Raw genomic sequence first — 22,552 nt, 5'->3', positions numbered from 1 at the left:
CGTAACAATTATGAAAACAGAAATGGAAAAATGTCTGGCTGGTGAATGGTATGATTGTCATAACCAAGTTTTCTTGGATTTAAAGCCCCGAACACATAAGTTATTGATGAAATATAATTCATTACCTTATGAGAATAAAGAAGAAAAAAACAGCTTGCTAAAAAAGATGCTAGGTAGTATCGGAATGAAAGTTTCGGTTGCCAGTCCATTTATTTGTGATTATGGCTGCAATATACATATAGGAGATAATGTCACTGTAAATACCGGTTGTACCTTTGTGGATTGTAATAAAATCACTATCGGAAGTAATGTTCTTATTGCCCCTAATGTTCAGCTTTATACAGCAACTCACCCTATTGATTTAGATGAACGGCTAGCGCCTGTTGAAACAGAAGATGGAATAAAACGAGTTCGCCGCACTTACGCTTTGCCTATTACAATTGAGGATGGATGCTGGATTGGTGGAGGTGTAATAATCCTTCCCGGAATAACAATTGGGTACGGTAGTGTAATTGGAGCAGGTAGTGTTGTTACAAAAGATATTCCGGCAAATAGTTTAGCCATTGGAAATCCATGTAAAGTGATACGTCAAATCAATCAAACTAAGAAACTATGATAAAATTGGTCGCTTTTGATTTGGATGGTACAATTGCCGATACAATCCCAATGTGTATCGAAGCCTTTAAGCAGGCAGTATCTCCCTATGCATCAAAAATATTGTCAGAAGATGATATTGTGAAAACATTCGGACTTAATGAAGAGGGAATGATTAAAGAGGTCGTTTCAGAAGATTGGGAAAAAGCTCTGATTGATTTTTATGTGAAATACAAAGAAATGCACACAGTCTACATTCAACCATTTGCGGGGATAAGAGAATTGATAACAGAATTGAAGAAGAACTCAATTATTGTATCTTTAATAACAGGTAAAGGTCAAAGGAGTTGTGATATTACGCTTCACCATTTTGAAATGGAAGCTCTTTTTGATAGTATTTCAATCGGATCGCCAGATAGAAACACAAAAGCGGAATCAATGACGGAACTAATATCAAAATATAATACCCAACCAGCAGAAATGGTATATGTTGGAGATGAATTTTCCGATATTACCGCTTGTAGTAAAGTTGGAATACAATGCTTATCTGCTGCATGGATAGCCTCACTCTCAAAAATGAAGAAATTAGAAAAGGAAAATCAAGGATATGTGTTTAGTTCTATCAAATCACTTCATTCTTTTCTAAAGAAAGAAGCTCATTTAGTTTAGATTCATATTCGTAGATTGATTTTAGTATTTTCTGGCATAATGGATATTTATTGGTAATATAAAAGCATGAAATCAGACGTTAAGTCTTTCTATATAATACTTACCATTAAAATTATGCTTATGAATGTATTGTTAAACATGAGGATGTTCGGACTATTCTCTGAAACCTCACAAGAAGTAACTAATAATGAAATGCAAGAAGCCTATGGCGAATTTGTTGAACAGATTAGAACTATAAGTAATGGAAATGATTATTCAACTACTTATCGAATTCTTGCAGCTACCCGTATCGAGATAGCTTTACTTGAAACAATACCTCTTTACGGGCAGGGGGAAAAATGCGCTTAAAAAGCTGTTCATACAAAAGGTACAGGCTACTATTACCGCAGAAATGGAACTGCTGAATCTAAAAATTCAGTACCCCAGCCAATTTCAAAATAGAATAAGCAGCCTTCCACCTTCACCACTCTATTTGACCGACAATACCAATCTAGTTGAAATCATGGAGTTGATTAGTGGACTATTCCTATCACAAAGAGTAGTAACCCATGCCGGAACAAAATCACCATTAACAGAAATTGGGAGAGCATTTGAACACCTCTTTAATATCAAATTAGGAGATGTTCACAAGAAACACGAAAGCGTCATAAAGCGCAAGCCATCTAAAGTAACTGAATTTTTAGATACACTTCGCAAAGCTATTGCCGAAGAAAGTAAAAAGAAAGGCTATCTATAAATCAAGAACTTACCAACAATTGTTAGGGGAGTAGATATACTACACCCCTAACTTATTTGCATCCATTTACCGTACTTTGCTTCATCAATCGATTGAAAATAATAATGTTGAACTAAAAAATGAAGCAAAATGTATATAGACAATGAAAACTTTGAGAAGTGGATGGAAAAGCTATCTAAAAAGCTCACCGTAATCGGACAAGATTTGAAATCTCTTATCAATACTGATACAGTACTAGATGATAATGAGAAGATTCTTGATAATCAGGATTTAGCTTTTCTCCTGGAAGTATCTTTCCGAACTCTTCAACGCTATAGAGTAAATAATCAACTTCCTTATTTCACTATCGGAAGGAAAACCTATTATCGGGCTGTAGATATTCGAGCTTTTGTTCGTGAACGTGCCGATTCCCAAACCTACAAACGGTTTGCAAAAGACAATCAGTTGACAAATCAGCCCTGATAGCAAAATGCAGTAGAAGGAAGAAGCCTGTGTGCGGGCTATTTCTTTGTGTTGTCACCTCGATTTAACAGAAACTGCTTCACCTATCGGTTCAGCCCGTTTCACTAAATCGAGCAAGAGGGAACTGGACAAGTCCTGTTCTTCCCTCTTGCCCTGCGGGGCAAAGCCTTCGGCTTTAGCGTGTTACAAGAACACGTTGTAATGACACCAGTAATAAGCATTTTCTTTTCAACACTTATTATCAGGCATTTATCTATTCATATTTCTATAAAAAAGTAATTATCATGCTAAATAACAGTCGAAAAACGATTTTCACTACCATTTCCATAGACAAGGAAACGGCAGCTTTGGTAGAGAAGATATGCAAACGCTATTCACTGAAAAAGAGCGAAGTTGTAAAGTTGGCATTCGGGTATATTGAAAAGGCACATATCAACCCTTCCGAAGCACCTGAATCCGTAAAATCGGAACTGGCGAAAATAAATAAGAGGCAGGATGATATTATCCGCTTCATCCGACACTACGAGGAAGAGCAACTGAATCCCATGATACGGGCAACTAATTCTATCGCTTTGCGCTTCGATGCTATCGGCAAAACTTTGGAAACTCTTATACTCTCCCAACTGGAAGCTAACCAGAAGAGACAAACAGCTGTACTGAAAAAATTGAGTGAACAGTTCTGCAATCATGCCGATGTAATCAATCAGCAGGGCAAACAACTTTCGACACTCTATCAGATACATCAACGGAACTATAAGAAGCTACTCCACCTGATACAACTATATTCTGAACTCTCCGCTTGTGGTGTGATGGATAGCAAACGGAAAGAAAACCTAAAAGTAGAGATTACAAACCTGATAAATACATAGGCTTATGCACATAGATTTTGCTCCACCCTCAAAAAGGACATACAGCAATACAGGAAGTAGCCGACAACTGGCAAGTTACATGGAACATGAAGATTTGGAGCGTATAGAAAAGGGAATCTATACCGATGGATTTTTTAATCTGACGAAGGATAATATCTATAAATCGGTTTTGATAAAGGAAATAGACAGTAATATCGGGCAACTGCTGAAAACAGATGCTAAATTTTACGCTATCCATGTCAACCCATCGGAAAGTGAGCTTTGGGCAATGGGTAACACCGAACAGGAACAAGCCGAAGCGATGAAACGCTATATTCGTGAGGTATTTATCCCTGAATATGCCAAGAACTTCAACAAAGGACTATCAGCATCGGATATAAAGTTCTATGGCAAGATTCATTTTGACCGTAGTTGTTCTGATAATAAACTAAATATTCACTGTCATTTGATTGTGAGCCGAAAAGACCAAGCCAATAAAAAAAAGCTATCACCACTTACCAATCATAAGAATACCAAGAACGGGATAATCAAAGGAGGTTTTGACCGTGTGAACCTGTTCCAACAAGCGGAACAGGGCTTTGATAAACTCTTTGGTTACGACCGCCAACATTACGAATCGTTTAACTACCACAACACAATGAAAAACGATTCTATCTCTTCACAACTTGAATTACAGACGCAAACTTTTACTGGTGAAAAGAAAAAAGATATATTCCAATCCACTGAAAAAGAAAACAATATTTGTTGCAATCTTGATAGCAAGATGGAAAACAAACATTCTAACAATCAACAAAACAACAATGGCGGTGATTCCTTGTTATCTATCTTTTCATTGGGAGTAGACTTTACATTGAGTTCTACATTAGAAGAGCAAATGCCTAAACCCAAAAAGAGAAAACAGAGAAAGCCCAAACGGTAAAAGTATCTGTTCAAATTTTAAAAGTATTATAAGGAGAGATACTATATTTTGCATACATAAAATCTCAAATCCAGCGAGAAAGCGGAAAACTTTCTCTATATTTGCATATAATTGAAATAGAATTAACTTACGTTTATGATTAATAGTCAAAATATACCCCATTTAATCAAATATATGGGAGCCAAAAGAGAAATATTGGAATATGTAACAGAATCAATTCAAAATCTAAATGTGAATTCCGAATGGCTATGTGACTTATTTTCAGGAACATCTATAATTTCCGCATCTTTAAAAGACGAATATAATATACATGCAAACGATATACAGCAATACTCAGCCATATTTAGTAATACGTATTTGCTAAATCTAAATCGTTTAATTCCGCCTCTACAAATACAGGAGATTGAGAAACGTGTTTGTTTTTTAGTCGCAGAGTTCAAAGAACGATATCCTCAATTAGAATTTAATTATACCCAAATCACCAACTATAAAGAGTTACAGCAACTTGAGAAAGCTCAACAAGAACTGATTAGTTTTGATTTTGGAATAGGTTTTAACCTATTCACAAAATATTATTCTGGTACATATTGGTCATTTGAACAATGTGTATGGATAGATTCTATTAGAGCAATAGCAGAAGATTATATTGGTACACCTTCGTATTATGCAATATTATCATCCTTAATCTTTTCAATGTCTTATGCATCACAAAGTACAGGTCATTTTGCGCAATATCGAGATGTTACTGAATCTAATATGAATGATATTTTAATATATCGTCATAAAAATATATGGAATTTGTTTTCTAAAAAATTTGAAGAGTTAATTTCCACATTAAATATAGAAACTAATTTTGAATATAAAGTAACATCACTAGACTATATGGATTGTCTTCGAGTAATAGAAAAAAATTCTATCGTTTATGCAGACCCACCATATAGCACGGTTCATTACTCAAGGTTTTATCATGCTATAGAAACTTTAGTCCGATATGACCACCCCATTATAAAGTATAAAGGTCGGTATAGGGATGATCGGCATCAATCCCCTTTTGATAAGAAGAAAGAGGTGAGAAATGCTTTCAAATTATTATTTGAAGGGGTTAAAAATAGGGAATCCCATTTAGTCCTAAGCTACAGCAATAATGGAATGATTAGTCAAGAAGAAATATTAAACATTGGGAGTTCAGTCTTGGGAAAAGGATATAAATGCGATTTACAATCAAGGGAATATATTCACAGCAAAATGGGACGCTCTGATGAAAACCAATTAGATGTGAATGAGCTTATTATATCTTATAAAAAAGTATAATCATGGATTCTATTCAGATAGATTTTACAGAACTAAGGACATCATGGACTAAATATGATATAGTCCAAGCATTAGATGTTATATATAGTGTTGATACTATACAGAAATATAAGAATAAGGAAGCAAAAATTAATGAAAGAATTTTGCGTTCATTTCTTGGTATCAACTCTCTAGATGATCCAATTCCTGATTATTGGATTGAAATTCAAAAATATCCAATAGAAAAGAAAATATTTTCATTACTAGCTCTGATCTTTACTCATGGAGGGGTTGTAAAAGACTTTGCAACTAAGTATTCAAAAGATAACATGAAAGGTGTCTTTTATATTGATTCTAAAGACAAACAGCTTACTAATATTCGCAGTGCTTTAGTGGTTGCAGAAGCAACAGAACCGACAAATAGGAGAAAAAATGAAGTACCTTATGACTTCTCCGTTGCATATTATAATCCTAAAGTTGGAAAATTATTTAAAAAAGTATTATTAGAAAGGTTTTCTAGATTTACAAACAAAGAACTCTCGAATGATGAGTTTTATAGTATATGTGAGAAAAATGAATTTCATAAAGCTTTAAGTTTAACTTTTGATCAATTCAAAACATGGCTTGAAGGATATAGCTTTAATGCGTGCTATGTTAAAGAATTACATATCAGGAATTTTCTATCAATAAAAGAGCCAGTAGATATTGACCTAGAAAAATCAAAAGAAATATATTTTCTTGGAGAAAATGGTGACGGAAAGTCACTTATAATAATGGCAATATATCTTGCTTTTAACGGAAATTATATCAAATATAAAACTGAAAAGCGGGATACAGGAATTGCATCCGATATATTGGATAATAATAGCGATCTATATGGTATTGATGAGTGGGGGCATCAATATAATATTTCTAATGCAATATATCTTGATAATCTTTATGCTTATGGTACACATCGCGGAAGATATAATGCTGATCCTTCTGAAAAATATGGTTTCATGTCATTATTCAATAATGATCTTACACTAAATAGCCCAGAGCAATGGCTGAAAAATCTAAAATTGGAAGAGGAACAAGCTGAAGAAAATAAGCTAAAAATAAAAGTTGCAACTAAACAATTAGAAGACATTCTATTTAATTTACTCGAAAGAAACGTTAAAACTCACATTGAAGGGAGTAAGGTTTTTTTTGAGGAAAAAGGATGTTTCCTAGGTATAGATCAATTATCAGAAGGATATAGGAGTATCATTATTTTTGTCTGTGATTTGTTGTATCGTTTATATAAAAATAATAGCGACGATATATTCAAAACGAAAGGTGTTGTTTTAGTCGATGAAATAGATCAACATTTGCATTTAAAATGGCAAAGAATAATTGTTAGTAAGTTACGAAATATATTTCCAAATATACAGTTCATATTTACGACGCACAGCCCTACAATTATTCAAGGTGCATCAGACGATTCTATTATATTTAGAACATATAGAGTGAACGGCATAACAAAAGTGAGTGAACCCTATTATAGAAAGGACTTAGATCATCTCATGATGAATACTTTAGTAACTTCTTCTCTGTTTGGATTGGAAGATTCCAGATTAGACACAGATGATAATAATTCCGATACTAACGACACTTATTTATTGTATAAAATAAACAAGAAACTTATTTCAAAGTTACAAGAACAAAAAGAAAAAGGTAAGAATTTTATTAGTGAGAACGAAATTGACTCTTTGATAGATAGCATTTTAGAAGAATATCAAAATGAAGAAGATCAATAAAGACTTAGCAGTAATACCACCATCACTAGTTATTGGTGATGATAAGTTAACACACCAAAGGAGATTAGAACTAATAGCAAAGAAACATTATATTAATGAAGCACCTTACAATGATCGATATAAAACTGATGATATTAGAGATAGATTAGTGCTTATATATAACAACAAATGTGCTTTTTGCGAACAAAAGGTTGAACAATATCATATTGAACATTTTAGACCTAAGCAAATTTACTACTGGTTAGCATATAGTTGGGATAATCTTTTATTAGCGTGCCACTATTGCAATAATTATAAAGGCATAAACTTCGCAATAAAAGGAAAGCGAGCTAAATGCCCTAGTACAAAAAATTTAAAAAGCATCAATACTATATCATCCAACAAATATAATCTTCAAGAGCAACCAAAGTTAATAAATCCAGAGCAATCAGATCCAAGTCCTTACTTGATATTTGAAAGAGATGGGAAAATAACTTCTGATAACGAAGATTATAAATATACAATAGAAACATGTAGAATAGACCGTAAATATTTAAATGATAGTAGAAAAAAAATTATTGATAAATTTAAGAGAGAAATAATTTCAGAGCTTGTTCATAATTCAACTCCAGAAGAACAAAAGCAGGCTATAAATATATTGGTCAGACGTTTTGTTAATGAAGCCAATGATAATGATAATGAATTTTTGGCTTTTCGTAATTTTGCAATTGGACACAATTGGTTAAATGATGTAGTAAAAGAGGCTATTACTACTTTATAATAATTATAATGCCTATATGCTCTCGAAATTTGATAAATCAACAAATATGTTTATCTTTGCACCTAGTATTCTCCATGAGCAAACTACCGCAAAAGCACGTAGCAAATCAGTGGGTTAAATCATGGGATATGCTTGAAACTAAAAATATAAAGTTTTAAATATCAGCGTGGTAACTCTGTCAAGAGAATCCCAGGCGGATCACTCAAACAGCCTCAGAATCAATTCTGAGGCTGTTTGATTAATACCCCTCTCCCAGTTATCAACAAGTTCCTTATTCACACCTGTTCATAAAACCTGCTTACTACAAAACAAACCACAGATAGCCAGATAATTATCCTGTTAATAACTTCGTTCAAAAGCTGTTCAATAAGAAAAATAAAAGGGATTCTCTCTGTATACTCTGTAGTGAAAAGGAAGCTAAGAAGCAAGTTCTTAAATAAGATACTACCCGTTCCAAAGTGCTAAAGCATTAAATGAGAAACAGAGAAAGAAAGTAATTTAAGTTCATCTTAGCAGCCGAGATGTGCATCTTGACAGCCAAGATCTATATCTTAGCGGCTAAGATGTAAATCTCAGCTGCTAAGATGAAGAAAGTCAGATGAAGAAAGCTACTTTCCAAAGGGATGAAAAGAACTTTAGTCGAAGTGCTTCTGGATTTAGTATCTAACTTCGCTATGAGTGTATTTAAAGCCATTGACAAGTTTCCACCAACAACGAATCCAAAAAGATGTCTCAAAGCAGGCAACGACTCTCTATGAAGTTGTTCACAAAGCCTATTTAAAAAGAGATACCACCTATATATCAACAATTTATCCTGTTAATAACTTTATAGAAAATTCTCAGGATCAAAGAAAAGCAAAGTGGATATCGGCACAAAAATACGATCTATTCCGATAATCAGCAGATTATCTTTCGTACTTTTGCCCCTTCAGCGGTTAATGCATAGGTGAAATGCAGGGCAAGATGTATAAACAGAAACGATTAATAATTTATGAAGGAGAATGTTTACGATAAAGAATCCTTCTTTGAGAAATATGGCGAGATGCTACGCTCAAAAGAAGGGTTGAAAGGTGCGGGAGAATGGCCGACACTGGAAAAGATATTACCTGATTTTGAAGGGAAACGGACACTTGATTTGGGATGTGGCTATGGATGGCACTGCATGTATGCAGCTTCTAAAGGAGCAAGCCATGTGGTTGGTATTGATTTGTCTGAGAAAATGCTACAAGAGGCTGAAAAAAAGAAGGAGTCCGACAAAATAGAATATCACCGGATAGGGATAGAAGACTATGATTATCCGTCGAATCGCTTTGATGTAGTTGTCAGTTCACTGGCTTTACACTACATTGAAAATTTAGAAGAGATATTCCGAAAGGTGTACCGTACATTAGCCCAAGGAGGAACATTCGTGTTTACAATGGAACATCCGATATTTACGGCACATGGAACCGAAGATTGGTTTTACAACACAGCAGGAACCGCACAGCACTGGCCGGTAGATCATTATTTCACTGAAGGATACCGGGAAACCTCTTTCTTGGGAGAAACGGTAGTGAAATTCCATCATACTTTAACTTCCATATTGCAGGGACTATTGCAGGCCGGATTTACCATAACCAATGTGATAGAGCCTCAACCGACTAAAGAGATGCTGCAAAAGATCAAGGATATGGAAGAAGAATTGAGACGGCCTATGATGCTGGCTGTTTCTGCCGTCAAAGTCTGAACAAGCAAAGGGAGCAAAACCTGCGCAAACTTTCATAGACCAGACTTCATATACGGATTTATCCCAATGATATTATCGTGTAAATCTGCTGATAAAGGAAGTTTTTCTCAAACGCTTTTACCATTTATTCCGTCGGACGACAATCCCGTCGTTACCTCAGGAGGCGCCCAAACGGCTGCACCTGTATTCCAGAGGGGTCAGTCCGAACTTCCGTTTGAAGGCCGTAGAGAAATGGGCATGATATTCATAACCGACACATGCCCCGATCTCTTGTATCGTCTTACTGCTATCCAGCAGATAACGACAGGCCATCTCCATACGATAATCAAAGATATGGCCGAACACGGTGGTACCAAATACCGTTTTGAAACCTCGTTTTAAAGTACATTCGTTGGTACCTACCCGCAATGCCAACCGATGAAGCGAAGGGGGATTGAGATACTCCTGCTCAATAATGGCCTTGGCATGATGCATCTTATCACACTCTATCCCGACAGAACACGAACAATGAAGACACTCCTCTCCTCCCCGCCGTGCGAGAAAAAGCGAAAGAATTTCCCTAATCTTGGCATCCACATACATAAGTGCCATATTCCCATTCAGCTGTGAAAGCTTAATATCACTCAACGCTTTATAAATACCGGTACAAAAAGGGCGATTTGTCCGATATGCCCTGTAGAGTCTATCACAAAAAATAGTTTCGATATCTTCATTACCAAACAGATCGGGATATTGTCCGGCAAGTTCACGGATATAATCGTTGGAAAGCATAATCTCCATCATGTGAAACGGCGTATGCTTAGGGAAACAGACGCATGAGTCTATCCCATCACATTGCAGGAGATTGGCATCTCCTTTGTTCCACTCCTCACTCCGGGTAATAGGGTCATAAAAGCAAGTGACGTGTCCGGCTAAGGCGGCACAAAACCAAACAGCATGATATTCATCGGCCTGTGCATACATCTCAATGGACTCCTCACATGATATATGATGTTCCATAATCGAAAAAAACGGAGTACATATTTCTTCGAATGTCGCTTTCAGATACCCATTGTCAATCCGATAACTATTTCTTTCTGTCCGGCTCTCTCCCGCCAGATTCTGTACGGGCCATTCCAGCATCATTTCATGCAAATCATGTTTCATTAACCGAGTTGCCATCATTATTCCTTTAAGTTAAAGTCAAGTTCCTTTTCGCGTAAGCAGTAAAAGCCGGTAAGGCTCTACTTTTGTCTCCAATTGGAGAGTAGATACAAAATTACAATAAGCCACCTATCGGCACAATCCCCATTAATAGGTAATTCTCCACGAATAATAAACAACAACCGGAAATATAAAAGCAGAAACTAAACATGAAAGTAAATTTATCAGGAGTTCCCGAAACTCTGTTTATAACCTTGCGAATAAGGGCTATAGAGACAGTAAAACCCAACGGCGCTATCAAAGACCCTTATGCCATAGATATACTCCACCGAATCGAACTGGCAAGTTCTTCGAAAGACAAAGTTTCGGAAGGTTCGCAGGTGGGCACAATTGCCCGTACCCTCGTATTGGACGAAATCATCCTCGACTTCCTGTCGAAACACCCTAAGGGAGCTACCGTCGTAAATCTGGGATGCGGACTGGATGCACGCTGCAAAAGACTTCCATTGCAAAATTGCCTTTGGTTAGACATCGACGTAGAAGAATCCATCGGGTTACGAAAACTTTTCTTCAAGGAAACGGATAATTATAAAATGATCGCCCGGTCGATGTTCGATGATTCATGGATGAACTCTGTTCCCAGAGGTCTTCCTCTGCTGATCATATCGGAAGGAGTGATGATGTACTTCAAAGAAGAAGATATCAGAGAGTTAATTTACCGGATCGGACAACGCTTCCATCATGCGGAAATGGCATTCGACGTAATTAATACATGGACAGCCCGGAACTACAAATGGCATCCGGACGTAAAGAAGTATAACGCACCATTCCGATGGGGAACAGACAACGTATATGATATGGAAGACTGGTATCCGGGACTACACGTGATTAAGGAATACCTATATATGGACCGCTTAAAAAAACGATGGCCTCTGTTCTTCAAAGTGATGCTCCCACTATTCCCATCTTTACGGAAATCATCCCGGATAGTACATATGAAGTTCCAACAACAATCATCTAAATAAGGAGAACAGGATATGAGAAATAAAATCTGTGTTTTCATCATCACTCTGCTCTCACTGTGCAGCGGCCTCCCGGCCCAAACACAACCGGGCAAACTGAGCGGAGTCATCATCGACACCAATGACGAGGAAATACTCCCGGGTGCCAACATATATATAGAAGCACTGAAGAAAGGCGTCTCGGCGGATAAAAACGGGGAGTTCCTCATCGAAGCTCCTGCGGGACGTTATTCGGTCACTTTTTCATTTATGGGATATCACACCCGGAAAGAGGAAATAACGATTCCGAATACCAAAGGTAAAAAGCTGGTTATCCGCCTGGAACCGGAAGCTCAGTCACTGGGTGAAGTTGTCATCACAGCCAAAAGTGAAGCCCGCCAACTGCGCGAGCAGGCCATGCCTATGTCGGTAATCAGCATGCAACAACTACAGGGAACGGTCAGTAATGTGCAAGATGTCCTGTCGAAAACCGTAGGTGTAACCATCCGTAACACAGGAGGTGTAGGCAGTGCGTCCCGGGTATCGGTACGCGGTCTGGAGGGGAAACGAATCGGTTTCTTCATTGACGGAAGCCCGATGAATGATAATTCGGACTTCATCGACATTAATGACATACCCGTGGAGATGATCGACCGAATTGAAATCTACAAAGGAGTGGTACCCGCAAGGTTTGGCGGATCGTCCGTAGGCGGAGCTGTAAACATTGTCATCAGGGAGTATCCGCCCAAGTACCTCGATGCCAGCTACAGCATCGAAAGTTTCAATACCCACAAGCTTTCACTGGTAACCAAACGGAATATTGCTTCTAAAGGACTGGAATTCGGAGGCGGGGGATTCTATACCTATTCTGACAACAACTATAAGATGGAATCTCCCTTCGAAGAGGGGCTTGTCATTAAACGCAACCACGATAAATTTAAAAAGTTAGCTGTTGCAGGTAGTCTGAAAGCACGTAAATGGTGGTTCGACCTGATTGAGTTTGAACCTGTCTTTATGCACACTTTCAAAGAAATCCAAGGAATCGAATATAATATTGAAAAAGCCCACACTTACTCTGACGCTTTCCTCTTTGCCAACAAGTTGGAGAAAGAAAACTTTCTTGTCGAGGGGCTCGATATGGAATCGAATCTGGCCTATGCTTATACGGTATTTCATATGGTGGATACCGCCGCATATCGGTACAATTGGGACGGTACCACTTACCCCGCCGTATCCGAATATGGAGGGGAAATAGGCAAATGGGCTTCAAACGCCAGAAACGAGAAACATACAATCACCCACAAGTTACACCTGAACTACGTTATCAACAACAACCATTCTGTTAACTTCAACTCACTGTTCAGTTATGCCTCCGGACATCCTAAGGATGACCTGAAGGACAAAGTTGTCGGTTATAAAACCAACTTCAAAAGTACGATGATGAGTTGGATTGCCGGAATAGGATACGATTTCCGCACGAACAATGATATTTTCCTGAACTCACTTAACGTGAAGTATTATACATACGGCATGAATACTCACATGAGCAGCATTATGTCATCGGAAGCAGAAAAAGTAGACATGCTGAAACGGGATTTCGGTATCAGCAATGCCCTCCGTTACAGATTCACTCCGGACTTCATGGGTAAGTTTTCGGTTGGATATGACGTACGCCTGCCTGCCGAAAGTGAACTTTTGGGCGATGGATATGCAGTCGCTCCTTCCGGAAATCTGCTCCCGGAACGGAACACAAGCATCAATCTGGGGTTCCTGTTCGACCGTACCAGAAAGTCTGCCAGTAATCTTCAACTGGAGTTGAACACTTTTTATGGGTATCTCGAGAATATGATACGGTTTACCGGAGGTTATCTGCAATCGCAATACCAGAATTTCGGGAAAATGCGCACTTTGGGAGCAGAAGTAGAGGTGAAAGCGGACCTTACCCACTGGCTTTACGGCTACTGCAACATGACCTACCAGGATTTGCGGGATGTACGAAAGTTCGAACCGAACACTCATGTCCCCAACCCGACCAAAGGTAGCCGGATGCCTAACATCCCCTATCTTCTGGCAAACGCCGGACTGGAATTTCATAAAGAAAATCTATTCGGAAGCAAAATGCAGAATACCCGCATCTTTACGGACGGTTCTTTCGTTGAAGAGTATTTCTACGACTTTGAACAAAGCCGGTTCCAAGAGCGAAGAATACCACGCACCTTCTCTGCCAACGTCGGAATAGAGCATAGCTTCATGAACGGACGGTTCATCATCACAGCACGGATAAACAATCTGACTAATGCCCGGATGATGTCCGAATTCAACCGTCCTCTACCCGGACGCAATTGGGGAGTAAGGCTGAGATATGTATTGAAATGAAACAAGATTATTTATTAAAAAACCAAGAGAACTATGAAGATTAGAAATCTGACACTGGCACTTGCCGGTGCTGCACTTGTATTTTCGGCATGCGAAAAGGATCCTGACCCTAAAGTCCCGGCCGACAATGCTAACATCGCCCTGGCAACTATTCTGCCCAACCCCGATGGTATGACGGGAGCCGCTTACCTGCAGCTGATCCGTGATGAATTTCCGCAGAACACCAACAATAACAACGGAATTCCCATTCCCTACGGAGGAGCATATCCGATTATTGAAGGAAACGACATCTTTGTATTCCCGGGATACATGGGTGACAGTAAAAACGAACTGGTGAAATACACAAGAGTCAACGGCCGGTTATCAAAGACAGGAACAATGAAATTGCCTCCCAACTCTTCGGCCACCAATATTGTTTTCGCTTCTGCTGAAAAAGCCTACCTATCTATGGCAGGACTGGGCAGGATCGCTATTTTCAACCCTATCACCATGGTCCAGAAGGGAGAGATCGATCTGTCTTCTCTCGGAGTGTCCGACAATAATCCGGACCCCTCTGCCATGTTGTTGCGCGACGGACTTTTATACGTAGGCCTCAGCCAGATGGTGGGCGGATGGGTTCCTCCACAGGACCGTCCATACAGCGACATTGCCATTATAGACACTCAAACGGATAAACTACTGAAAATGATTACAGACAAAACCAGTGGTATCTCCATGCCTACCCGTCCGATTGACCGCTATTCAATCTTCATGGATGAAAAAAAGGATATCTATATTTCGTGTGTCGGTGCCTTTGGCATGGTCAAAGGTCATAATGCCGGAATATTGCGTATCAAGGCAGGAGAGACTGAGTTCGACCCAACGTATCGCTGGACCATTACGGGAGCTGACATCAGCGGAGAAGAAAAAACTGCGGGATTTATCTCTGCCATCCGGTATGTAAACAATGGAAAAGCATATGCTTATATCAATATGCCCGGTTACTACAAGCCCGGAGAACAAGGACATACCGCCATCGCCGATCTCGCTGTAGAAATAAACCTATACGACCGGTCCATGAAAAAGATCAAGGGACTCGACCTTTCCAATGGTTTCGGAGTCATGCTTGCCCTCTACAAAGGAACTGTGCTGATAGGTAACTCTTCGACTAAAGCGAAAGGTATCTACTCTCTGGACATACAGACAGGTGAGGTGTCTAAAGAACCCATATTGACCACAGTAGGTAATCCGATATTATGCCACTATTTTGATAAATAAAGACCGATGCCTTTCATGGTTCTAATAAACAAGGGCTCTTCTTGCAGAATAAACAGAGTTACCGTATCTTTGCAGCCGTTTAAAAAAGAATGATTATGGAACTTCCAGAAGACCCGATGATGTTGTTCAGCGTCATCAACATGAAACTCCGCGATTGTTACAAATCGCTCGATGAACTATGTGACGATATGAATGTCAATAAAGAAACACTGATTGGCAAACTGGGATCGGCCGGATTTGAATACAATGCCGAACAGAATAAATTTTGGTAAAACAGGCATCCCCCTGCTTTAATTCCCGTAACCTTGTAATTCTTATGTCCGGTGGATAATAAATGCTTCGGATAGTAGATCGGAATACAAGACGGGGAAAACATAATTCACCACAGAGTTCCACAGAACGAGCTTAATCTATCGATAGCTAAGATATTTATTTGTGTAAATCCTGTGTAACCTGTGGTGAATACGAGTTTCGATACACCTCTTTTTATATCTCTATTCTCAACCCAATAATTGATTCTTATTTATTGGTAAAACGGAACCAGTTAAAGTCGGCATATCCGTCTTCACCGGCTTTATTTCTGGTAAAATTAAATAAAGCAAAGCGATTGGCTGTCCAGACCAGCCCAAGCCCCATATTAAGATCATTACCTATCGGAATGAATGTTTTCCCATCAAGGCTATAATAGAAAGTAGCACGGAAGTTCACATCCATCACACGGGCACGTACCCACAATTTATTTCCCGTAAAGTTGTCGATGACCTCAATATTCTTACCGTCATTACACATCACGATTCTTTTTATACCCTCCGACTGTTCCACACCGACATAGGCATAAGGAAACTCGAAAATTCCAAATCCTGCCACATTTCCATCCTTTAGTCCGGACACGTCGATTTCGACCGTTGCCTCGGACGAAGGCCCCTGCACACGCTGTGTCAATGTATTACGAGCTGTTTTCAATGAGTCGGCATATGAAGCTTTCAGCCTCATGTAGCCTTTCCGTTCCTTCAAGGACCATCGGGTATTGTCCGGATTATGATTCCACTGCCATTGCAGCCCGAGTACGGGAGTATTAAATTCGTCCGTTGTAGCAGGAGAAGCAAACGGATATGCTTTACCTACTTCCGGTTTCGGATACGTAATGGCATCTTTACCATTTCGCCCCAACATGGGCCATCCGTCTACCCACTCTACAGGAACCAGATGGGGAACACGTCCGATGGGCCCTCTGTCCTGCATAATGATAAACCACCAATCACCATTCTTAAGCTGTACCATCCCTCCCTGATGCAAACCGTTGGGAGGATAAGAGCTACAATCATTCATAATTAATTTATGTTCGTAAGGACCATAGATATTGTCGGAACGCAAACAAATCTGCCAGCCTTCGGTTCCGCCTGCCGGGCAAGTGATATAATACTTCCCGTTTATCTTATAGACGTGTGCACCTTCCATACCATATCCTCCTCCAAACTCGTGAGCGTTCTTGAACCTCTTTTCCCAGATTTTCACTTTTTCTCCTTTCACAGATTTGGCATCCGCATTCAGCTCCGTGACATAAAGCGTACCCTGTCCGTGGACGACATAAACTTTTCCGTCATCATCAAACAGTAATCCGGGATCGTACAGATATTCAGGAAAGATTGTACGCTCCCAAGGACCTTTCACATCATCGGCAATACAGATTGAGAAGTGTCCGGGACCTTCCCCCTCCCATGAAGGGGTGCAGAAGCCCACATAAAACTTACCATTGTGATGACGAATGGTAGCCGCCCACGATCCCCGAAGATAACGGTCACCCCCTTTTAAATCATAGCAGGGATGCTCATCATAACGCTCTACCGCATATCCGGCCATCTCCCAGTTTACAAGATCCTTTGAGGTAGCAATAGGGCAACCGGGAACATAGTGCATACTGGTAGAAACAAAATAAAAATCATCCCCTACTCGAATGACATCGGGATCAGGCCAGTCTCCCCACATTATAGGATTTGTAAATGTCCCGTTTCCATTATCCGGGTTCCACACCGAAGTTTGTGCACCGACACTGCAAAAAGGCAGCACCAATGCGATCATAATATAAAAAACTCTTTTCATCTTTGTACTTTTTTTATTGGATACATTCAGCATCTTCAACATAAGGAGCCACTTCTGCCCCAAACAAACGGGCACCTTTATTTTCAGATTGGCGCAATCCCAACACTATCACATTCTTTTCACCGGGACGTAGCCAGCATTCCGGAAGATAGAACTCCCGTTGCGGGCCCTCCTCCCAATAGCGTCCGATGTTATGTCCGTTCAGCCACATATAACCGGTACCCGTAGCATTTACTATCAACTTCCAAGGTATCCGGACAGAAGGATCATTCCGGGGCATATCAAACTCAAGACGATACCAGGTAAGCAATGCATCCCGTCCGACACCGGCTTCAAGAGTTTCTGTAATCCTTCCTTTACGGACTAAAGGATAATCTGCAGGAAGCTCTGCTACCGACCAGCCCTCCGTACTATCCGGTTCTCTGTTCCAGCCCTGACAGATTCCTCCCAGATCGGCAGAGACCTCCCAGTTTATTTTTTTAATCACTTCGAATTCCTGTTTCAGGCGGACAGCCTTAAGGAGGCCTCCTGCCCCACTCTGGTTACTCACCACAATAGCTATCTCATTGTCGCCAGGTTTGACGAATGGAGCAACATTCACTACATAAGGCTTATCCCATTCTTCGTGCGTACCCACTTCCTTACCATTCACCCACAAAGTTCCGGCATCATCGATACAGCCAAATTCCAGAACAGTCATTCCTTCCCGAATCATCTCCGGTGTCCACCTAAGGTGTGTACGATAAACTGCACTTCCGGCCTTCTCCTGCAAAATCCAGGCAGCAGGCCATTCCGGCTTTTCAAGTCCGGCTATCTGCAAAGTGGCCAGATTGTCAATGGTCCGTTGATCGAGCCGTATTCTTTCCCAGCCCGTTTCTTCGGCAAGCAAGGCAGACAGCGGTTCCTCTTTATCAATGGTTCTTACTTCCCATTCCTCTACCGGCAAAATTCCCGTCTGTTTACGACCGAAACCGGCTTGCCGGAGTCCGCTCAACTCTTCCATCGGACGGTAACCATGAGCATGTCCCCGGTTTTCGTAGATAGCAACCACTTCGTTCATTCCTTTATGCAACAATCCTGAAACGATAAAGGTGTTATCCAATTCGTCTCTCGACACCCGCTCGGCAAACTTTCCGTTCACTTGTACGTAAACCGGGTCACCAGTGAAAAGCTCGAACACCAACGAACCGTAAAGATCTACTTCCTTTTGAGTGAGGTTCACCCGGCTGCGATACATAGAATAACGGCAATCGTTCACACCCAATTCGGGAAGCGATACACCTTTGCGCAAAGGCTTCCAGTCACCACGAAAATCTTCGTCTTTTCGCCATACTTTCGTTACTGATATGGCGGCAGGAAGTGCAACCGGACGTGCCGGCAATACCTGTTCACGGGGATACCATTCGGTCGAAGTGCCTCCGGGAGAAAGTACCAGTAACTTACTGTCAAGCGCCCCCAACCGACAATCTATCCGCATCGGCTTTCCTTCTATAGTCAAGCTGACTATCTGACGGAATTCTTGCTTTTTATCACGGTTCAGTAAGAAAATAAATAAAGTTCCGTCCGTAGCCCGGCGTACCCCCATCGTCAGATTATCATTTCCTTTCATCTCAAACGGTACAGACTTGCTTCTGACAAGCCGGCTTCCAAATTTACCGACCACCTCACCGATTCCTTTCACAGCAGCATATTTCTCTCCAACGCCTCCGGTTTCTTTCAAAGGAGCTCCATAATCGTAAGTGGTAGTCATACGTCGTGCTCCCCAGCCGTCAAAATGTGTCCCACCGAAAAACATATAGTAATTCAACCCGGTAGAACCTCCTGCCATTGCCATCAATGCCATTCCCCGGGCATGCCGTCCGTCCAGATAGCTATCTTCGCTCAAGCGTCCGCCAACCGTAGAGAACCACCCTCCCTGCAACTCACACACAAAGGCAGGAGCATTGGGCTGTTCTGCTTTCAGATTTTCAATACGTGACTTGGCTTCATGCATATTCCACCATACATATTGATTATCCATATCGAATAACTGACTGATCACCGGATCGTGCGAGCCGCGAACTTCGGGAGTTACGCAAGTGAAAAGGGGAACATCGATACCATTCCGGATACAAGCATCTGACAGTACACGCAGAAATTCTTCTTTCTTCTCAGATTCCATATCAAAATAGATATATTCATTTTCAAGCTGCACCATAATGATTCCTTTCTCTCCGGGTTTCTTATGTGTAAGCTGTTCATCACAAAATACCCGGCAAACAGCATTGTACCAGTGTTCAGACCATTTCATATGTTCGGGATGGTTGCTCCGGAGCCAGAAACTGGTGTCATAACTGTCCGGGCAATATTTAGCCAACCAACGGGGATATGCCCCTCCCGCCCATTCGGCACAGATAAAAGGGCCAGGACGGACAATGGTATAAAATCCGAACTCCTCGTGTGCCATACGCAGCCATGCTTTCAGATCATCAAAGTCAAATTGTGAATAATCATCTACATTCTTAGGCATATTCCGTTCGTGCCAATTCCAGGGCACATAAGTTTCCACTGTATTAAACCCTGCTTCTTTGATCTTCCTGAAACGGTCACGCCACAACTCTTGCGGACAACGAAAATAGTGGAATGCAGCACTGAGTATAAAAATATCTTTCCCTTCGATTGTAAAGCAATCTTTGTCGTATCTCACCCGGTCGGGATGGAAAAACTGTTTCTCGGGCAACTTCTGAGCCGTTGCTGAGGAACACACTATCATCCCCAATAGGACACATAATAACCAATTCTTAGACGGTTGTTTCATCTGATTTTCAATAAAATTTAAGTTTAAAACGATATTTCATATTATCTCCAAACCATTGCGGATAATTCGTCCCCCATAGAGTATTCAATAAACAGAAATGGATACCGGCATCGGGGTCTGCAACCTTATTGTCGAATGACAATAAATCACGATTATTAAACGCCACCAAAGGAGCATCCAAAGACTCAAGACTCAATTTTCCCTTTCCACTGGAAAAGAGAACGTCTCCCGTCACTCCGTGTATCTGCCTCGCTCCGTTATAAACAACATCTTCCACATCGACACGCTCTCCCATCTTATCAACATAAACTTTCGAATCACAGGCTTTTGGAAAGAACGAAAACCAAACAGCTTCCGGAACACGATTCTTCGGTTTATCAAACCAATTGATCTCCACCTTGATATCAGGTGAGTCATACGGGAATACATATATTATTTCAACATACTCCGGTGCACCATAAACAGGTTCATTCAATTGCTGGCGAATCCGGACAGTGGTCTGTCCGACCTCCTTTTTTATCCGGATATCCGATGCCTTATAATTCCATATCCCATGGGTAACAGACAGTTTATCGAGCCCGGGCTTTCCATAATCCGCCAACATCCATCCTTCCGGATTCTTTGGACAATACCTATCAATAAAATGTGCAAAATCGGCTCCGGAATAACGTTGATAGGCAAAGTCCCCCCAGCCCTGCGTATCATCTACCCAAACAATGCCCTTTTGTTTATCTTCCAGATAGCATAGTGTACCATTCTCCTGATTGAAAGCAAACCGAAAAAATGGGGTATTTATCTTTGCTTTTGAACGGTAGGAACGGAAATCAGTATCTTGATTTTTCACCGGAACCAGTTTCATGAGAGCTTGCATCGCTTCGTATTGCAAGGCCGGAGTGAGTTTGGATATAGCCTGATAAATATATTCTCTCTTTTCACTCCAGGAGCGTTCGGAATACCGGGCTTCTTCACTGTCCAGAAAGGAAGGGTAAAGATCGAACTGATATTTATCAAAATTCCTCAAATACCACTTTACATCCACTCCCCATGTATGCTCAGCCATTAACAGCAAAGGAATACAAAACTGTGTATCCATTTCACTATTAACCTTTAGCTTACCATCCTGTATCCATTGATTACGTAAACGCATTAACTGACGGAACTGAGCCACTTTCATAGGATCACTGCCAATACCATATATCCACGTATCTCCCCACTCTTGAGTAACGACCGGCAGACTGTTCTCAACTTTACTCAATTCAAGAGCTACTTCATTCAACGAAGACGGTATGATCCGGGCTGACGGATATTTTTGCTTTAAGCCGGCATAGATTCGCTTAATCTCTTTCAAGGAATGTGGTCCATGATTGTCATGAGTGAAACAAAAAACCGCAGCAGTTTTTGTTCCGGGCAGATGCACCGGTTTGCCATAGTCTGATTGATAGATTACATTAATGGCATCGCCTTTAGCATTCTTCCAGCGAAATATCTCCGGAAATCGTGCCACAGCTGCACCCGGATTTGTCCCTACATGCAACAACTGAATCCCATTCCGCTTTAAGACAGAAATAGCCCCCCTCGTGACACCGGGTACATCCGTTATTTTTGCAGCAATCGTTTTCCGACCAAAAAGCAGATCCAGTTTTTTCGAAATATTCAATGCTGCGGACAGCATGGCACTATCACACAATTCAACCTGCATTGTGAAAGGCATTGCGTGCCAGGTAAAGTCTCCCCGGCCAATAGCTTCCTTCATTCGTTGTCCATTTTTATTTGAAGCCCTTTCCAAATAATTCCAGATAAGCCACGACCCACAAGTCCAGGGATAATCAATCTGTGACAACGAATCTTTCATAATTTCTTCTGACAGATTTAAAACTGCCGGAATGAAATTATAGGTATAGGTGTCAATCACTTTAGAGCCCCAATCAGTAAATCCTACATCTAAATGGGTCTTGAATATTACGTACACCTTTTGTATATCCGCATCCTTTACCGGTTCTTTCTCAGCACACAAACATTGTAGCGAAGCAAACCATCCTAAAAGAATATATAAACAAAAATTTTTCATGGTAGTA

General features: G+C 40.4%; 19 protein-coding genes. 15 read left to right on the top strand and 4 right to left on the bottom strand.

Annotated features, from left to right (window positions below):
- The first annotated feature begins 10 nt into the window (after nucleotides 1-10).
- The 11 genes from R3O62_RS07355 to R3O62_RS07305 all read left to right on the top strand — a co-directional run bounded on the left by R3O62_RS07355 (nucleotide 11) and on the right by R3O62_RS07305 (nucleotide 9,803).
- The gene (locus tag R3O62_RS07355) at nucleotides 11-616 is read left to right on the top strand and encodes a sugar O-acetyltransferase (protein WP_032539619.1); all 606 of its coding nucleotides are present in this window, start codon (nucleotides 11-13) and stop codon (nucleotides 614-616) included.
- A complete protein-coding gene (locus tag R3O62_RS07350; RefSeq protein ID WP_032539620.1) occupies nucleotides 613-1,263 on the top strand; it encodes an HAD family hydrolase in 651 nt (216 codons plus the stop codon). Before R3O62_RS07355 ends, R3O62_RS07350 begins: the two co-directional genes overlap by 4 nt.
- A 66-nt stretch (nucleotides 1,264-1,329) precedes the next feature.
- On the top strand, nucleotides 1,330-1,611 hold the full coding sequence (locus tag R3O62_RS07345; protein ID WP_032540261.1) for a hypothetical protein: 282 nt from the start codon (nucleotides 1,330-1,332) through the stop codon (nucleotides 1,609-1,611).
- The gene (locus R3O62_RS07340; RefSeq protein ID WP_080715581.1) at nucleotides 1,568-1,999 is read left to right on the top strand and encodes an RteC domain-containing protein; all 432 of its coding nucleotides are present in this window, start codon (nucleotides 1,568-1,570) and stop codon (nucleotides 1,997-1,999) included. The genes R3O62_RS07345 and R3O62_RS07340 overlap by 44 nt, the downstream gene beginning before the upstream one ends.
- A 129-nt stretch (nucleotides 2,000-2,128) precedes the next feature.
- Complete coding sequence (locus R3O62_RS07335; protein ID WP_317472410.1) at nucleotides 2,129-2,461, top strand: helix-turn-helix domain-containing protein; 333 nt, start codon at nucleotides 2,129-2,131, stop codon at nucleotides 2,459-2,461.
- Nucleotides 2,462-2,745: 284 nt separating this feature from the next.
- On the top strand, nucleotides 2,746-3,330 hold the full coding sequence (locus R3O62_RS07330; RefSeq protein WP_032540263.1) for a BfmA/BtgA family mobilization protein: 585 nt from the start codon (nucleotides 2,746-2,748) through the stop codon (nucleotides 3,328-3,330).
- Nucleotides 3,331-3,334: 4 nt separating this feature from the next.
- On the top strand, nucleotides 3,335-4,249 hold the full coding sequence (locus R3O62_RS07325; RefSeq protein WP_032540264.1) for a DUF5712 family protein: 915 nt from the start codon (nucleotides 3,335-3,337) through the stop codon (nucleotides 4,247-4,249).
- Nucleotides 4,250-4,384: 135 nt separating this feature from the next.
- Nucleotides 4,385-5,560: a DNA adenine methylase gene (locus R3O62_RS07320; protein ID WP_032540265.1), complete on the top strand. Its 1,176-nt coding sequence runs from the start codon at nucleotides 4,385-4,387 to the stop codon at nucleotides 5,558-5,560.
- Between the two features lie 2 nt (nucleotides 5,561-5,562).
- Entirely contained in the window at nucleotides 5,563-7,317 is a 1,755-nt protein-coding gene (locus tag R3O62_RS07315) for an AAA family ATPase (RefSeq protein WP_137570002.1), read from the top strand.
- Nucleotides 7,301-8,077, top strand: coding sequence for a retron system putative HNH endonuclease (locus R3O62_RS07310; protein ID WP_032540267.1), 777 nt, complete (start codon nucleotides 7,301-7,303; stop codon nucleotides 8,075-8,077). Before R3O62_RS07315 ends, R3O62_RS07310 begins: the two co-directional genes overlap by 17 nt.
- A gap of 991 nt (nucleotides 8,078-9,068) precedes the next feature.
- Nucleotides 9,069-9,803 (top strand): class I SAM-dependent methyltransferase, encoded by a 735-nt coding sequence (locus tag R3O62_RS07305; protein ID WP_005810607.1) that lies wholly within the window; start codon nucleotides 9,069-9,071, stop codon nucleotides 9,801-9,803.
- Between the two features lie 156 nt (nucleotides 9,804-9,959).
- On the opposite strand, the gene R3O62_RS07300 is transcribed toward R3O62_RS07305, so the two are convergent.
- Entirely contained in the window at nucleotides 9,960-10,967 is a 1,008-nt protein-coding gene (locus tag R3O62_RS07300; RefSeq protein ID WP_032540268.1) for a helix-turn-helix transcriptional regulator, read from the bottom strand.
- A gap of 188 nt (nucleotides 10,968-11,155) precedes the next feature.
- Here R3O62_RS07300 and R3O62_RS07295 point away from each other — a divergent pair, with 188 nt between their 5' ends.
- The 4 genes from R3O62_RS07295 to R3O62_RS07280 all read left to right on the top strand — a co-directional run bounded on the left by R3O62_RS07295 (nucleotide 11,156) and on the right by R3O62_RS07280 (nucleotide 15,852).
- On the top strand, nucleotides 11,156-11,971 hold the full coding sequence (locus tag R3O62_RS07295) for a class I SAM-dependent methyltransferase (protein ID WP_032540269.1): 816 nt from the start codon (nucleotides 11,156-11,158) through the stop codon (nucleotides 11,969-11,971).
- Between the two features lie 12 nt (nucleotides 11,972-11,983).
- Nucleotides 11,984-14,323 carry a TonB-dependent receptor gene (locus R3O62_RS07290; RefSeq protein WP_317472411.1) on the top strand — a complete coding sequence of 780 codons (2,340 nt, stop codon included), beginning with the start codon at nucleotides 11,984-11,986 and terminating at the stop codon, nucleotides 14,321-14,323.
- Nucleotides 14,324-14,356: 33 nt separating this feature from the next.
- A complete protein-coding gene (locus tag R3O62_RS07285; RefSeq protein ID WP_317472412.1) occupies nucleotides 14,357-15,580 on the top strand; it encodes a hypothetical protein in 1,224 nt (407 codons plus the stop codon).
- Nucleotides 15,581-15,675: 95 nt separating this feature from the next.
- Nucleotides 15,676-15,852: a DUF4250 domain-containing protein gene (locus R3O62_RS07280; protein WP_005778593.1), complete on the top strand. Its 177-nt coding sequence runs from the start codon at nucleotides 15,676-15,678 to the stop codon at nucleotides 15,850-15,852.
- 247 nt (nucleotides 15,853-16,099) lie between these two features.
- Here R3O62_RS07280 and R3O62_RS07275 read toward each other — a convergent pair whose 3' ends face one another.
- The 3 genes from R3O62_RS07275 to R3O62_RS07265 are packed head-to-tail and all read right to left on the bottom strand — an operon-like array spanning nucleotide 16,100 to nucleotide 22,545.
- Nucleotides 16,100-17,680: a glycoside hydrolase 43 family protein gene (locus R3O62_RS07275; protein WP_193683225.1), complete on the bottom strand. Its 1,581-nt coding sequence runs from the start codon at nucleotides 17,678-17,680 to the stop codon at nucleotides 16,100-16,102.
- A gap of 13 nt (nucleotides 17,681-17,693) precedes the next feature.
- Nucleotides 17,694-20,477, bottom strand: a complete 2,784-nt coding sequence (locus R3O62_RS07270) for a beta-galactosidase (protein ID WP_413958305.1) — start codon at nucleotides 20,475-20,477, stop codon at nucleotides 17,694-17,696.
- 7 nt (nucleotides 20,478-20,484) lie between these two features.
- Nucleotides 20,485-22,545 (bottom strand): DUF5054 domain-containing protein, encoded by a 2,061-nt coding sequence (locus R3O62_RS07265; RefSeq protein ID WP_317472413.1) that lies wholly within the window; start codon nucleotides 22,543-22,545, stop codon nucleotides 20,485-20,487.
- Nucleotides 22,546-22,552 lie beyond the last annotated feature (7 nt).

This window comes from Bacteroides hominis (assembly GCF_033042785.2).
In the GTDB taxonomy this organism is placed as follows: Bacteria; Bacteroidota; Bacteroidia; order Bacteroidales; family Bacteroidaceae; genus Bacteroides; species Bacteroides hominis.
Note: the sequence above shows the minus strand (reverse complement) of the source record. Positions and strands in the feature narration are given on the sequence as shown.

Excerpts from the sequence above, each read along its gene's own strand:
- R3O62_RS07355 (WP_032539619.1), top strand. The coding sequence starts at position 11 with ATGAAAACAGAAATGGAAAAATGTCTGGCTGGTGAATGGTATGATTGT.
- R3O62_RS07350 (WP_032539620.1), top strand. The coding sequence starts at position 613 with ATGATAAAATTGGTCGCTTTTGATTTGGATGGTACAATTGCCGATACA.
- R3O62_RS07345 (WP_032540261.1), top strand. The coding sequence starts at position 1,330 with ATGAAATCAGACGTTAAGTCTTTCTATATAATACTTACCATTAAAATT.
- R3O62_RS07335 (WP_317472410.1), top strand. The coding sequence starts at position 2,129 with ATGTATATAGACAATGAAAACTTTGAGAAGTGGATGGAAAAGCTATCT.
- R3O62_RS07330 (WP_032540263.1), top strand. The coding sequence starts at position 2,746 with ATGCTAAATAACAGTCGAAAAACGATTTTCACTACCATTTCCATAGAC.
- R3O62_RS07325 (WP_032540264.1), top strand. The coding sequence starts at position 3,335 with ATGCACATAGATTTTGCTCCACCCTCAAAAAGGACATACAGCAATACA.
- R3O62_RS07320 (WP_032540265.1), top strand. The coding sequence starts at position 4,385 with ATGATTAATAGTCAAAATATACCCCATTTAATCAAATATATGGGAGCC.
- R3O62_RS07315 (WP_137570002.1), top strand. The coding sequence starts at position 5,563 with ATGGATTCTATTCAGATAGATTTTACAGAACTAAGGACATCATGGACT.
- R3O62_RS07310 (WP_032540267.1), top strand. The coding sequence starts at position 7,301 with ATGAAGAAGATCAATAAAGACTTAGCAGTAATACCACCATCACTAGTT.
- R3O62_RS07305 (WP_005810607.1), top strand. The coding sequence starts at position 9,069 with ATGAAGGAGAATGTTTACGATAAAGAATCCTTCTTTGAGAAATATGGC.
- R3O62_RS07300 (WP_032540268.1), bottom strand. The coding sequence starts at position 10,967 with ATGATGGCAACTCGGTTAATGAAACATGATTTGCATGAAATGATGCTG.
- R3O62_RS07295 (WP_032540269.1), top strand. The coding sequence starts at position 11,156 with ATGAAAGTAAATTTATCAGGAGTTCCCGAAACTCTGTTTATAACCTTG.
- R3O62_RS07290 (WP_317472411.1), top strand. The coding sequence starts at position 11,984 with ATGAGAAATAAAATCTGTGTTTTCATCATCACTCTGCTCTCACTGTGC.
- R3O62_RS07285 (WP_317472412.1), top strand. The coding sequence starts at position 14,357 with ATGAAGATTAGAAATCTGACACTGGCACTTGCCGGTGCTGCACTTGTA.
- R3O62_RS07280 (WP_005778593.1), top strand. The coding sequence starts at position 15,676 with ATGGAACTTCCAGAAGACCCGATGATGTTGTTCAGCGTCATCAACATG.
- R3O62_RS07275 (WP_193683225.1), bottom strand. The coding sequence starts at position 17,680 with ATGAAAAGAGTTTTTTATATTATGATCGCATTGGTGCTGCCTTTTTGC.
- R3O62_RS07270 (WP_413958305.1), bottom strand. The coding sequence starts at position 20,477 with ATGAAACAACCGTCTAAGAATTGGTTATTATGTGTCCTATTGGGGATG.
- R3O62_RS07265 (WP_317472413.1), bottom strand. The coding sequence starts at position 22,545 with ATGAAAAATTTTTGTTTATATATTCTTTTAGGATGGTTTGCTTCGCTA.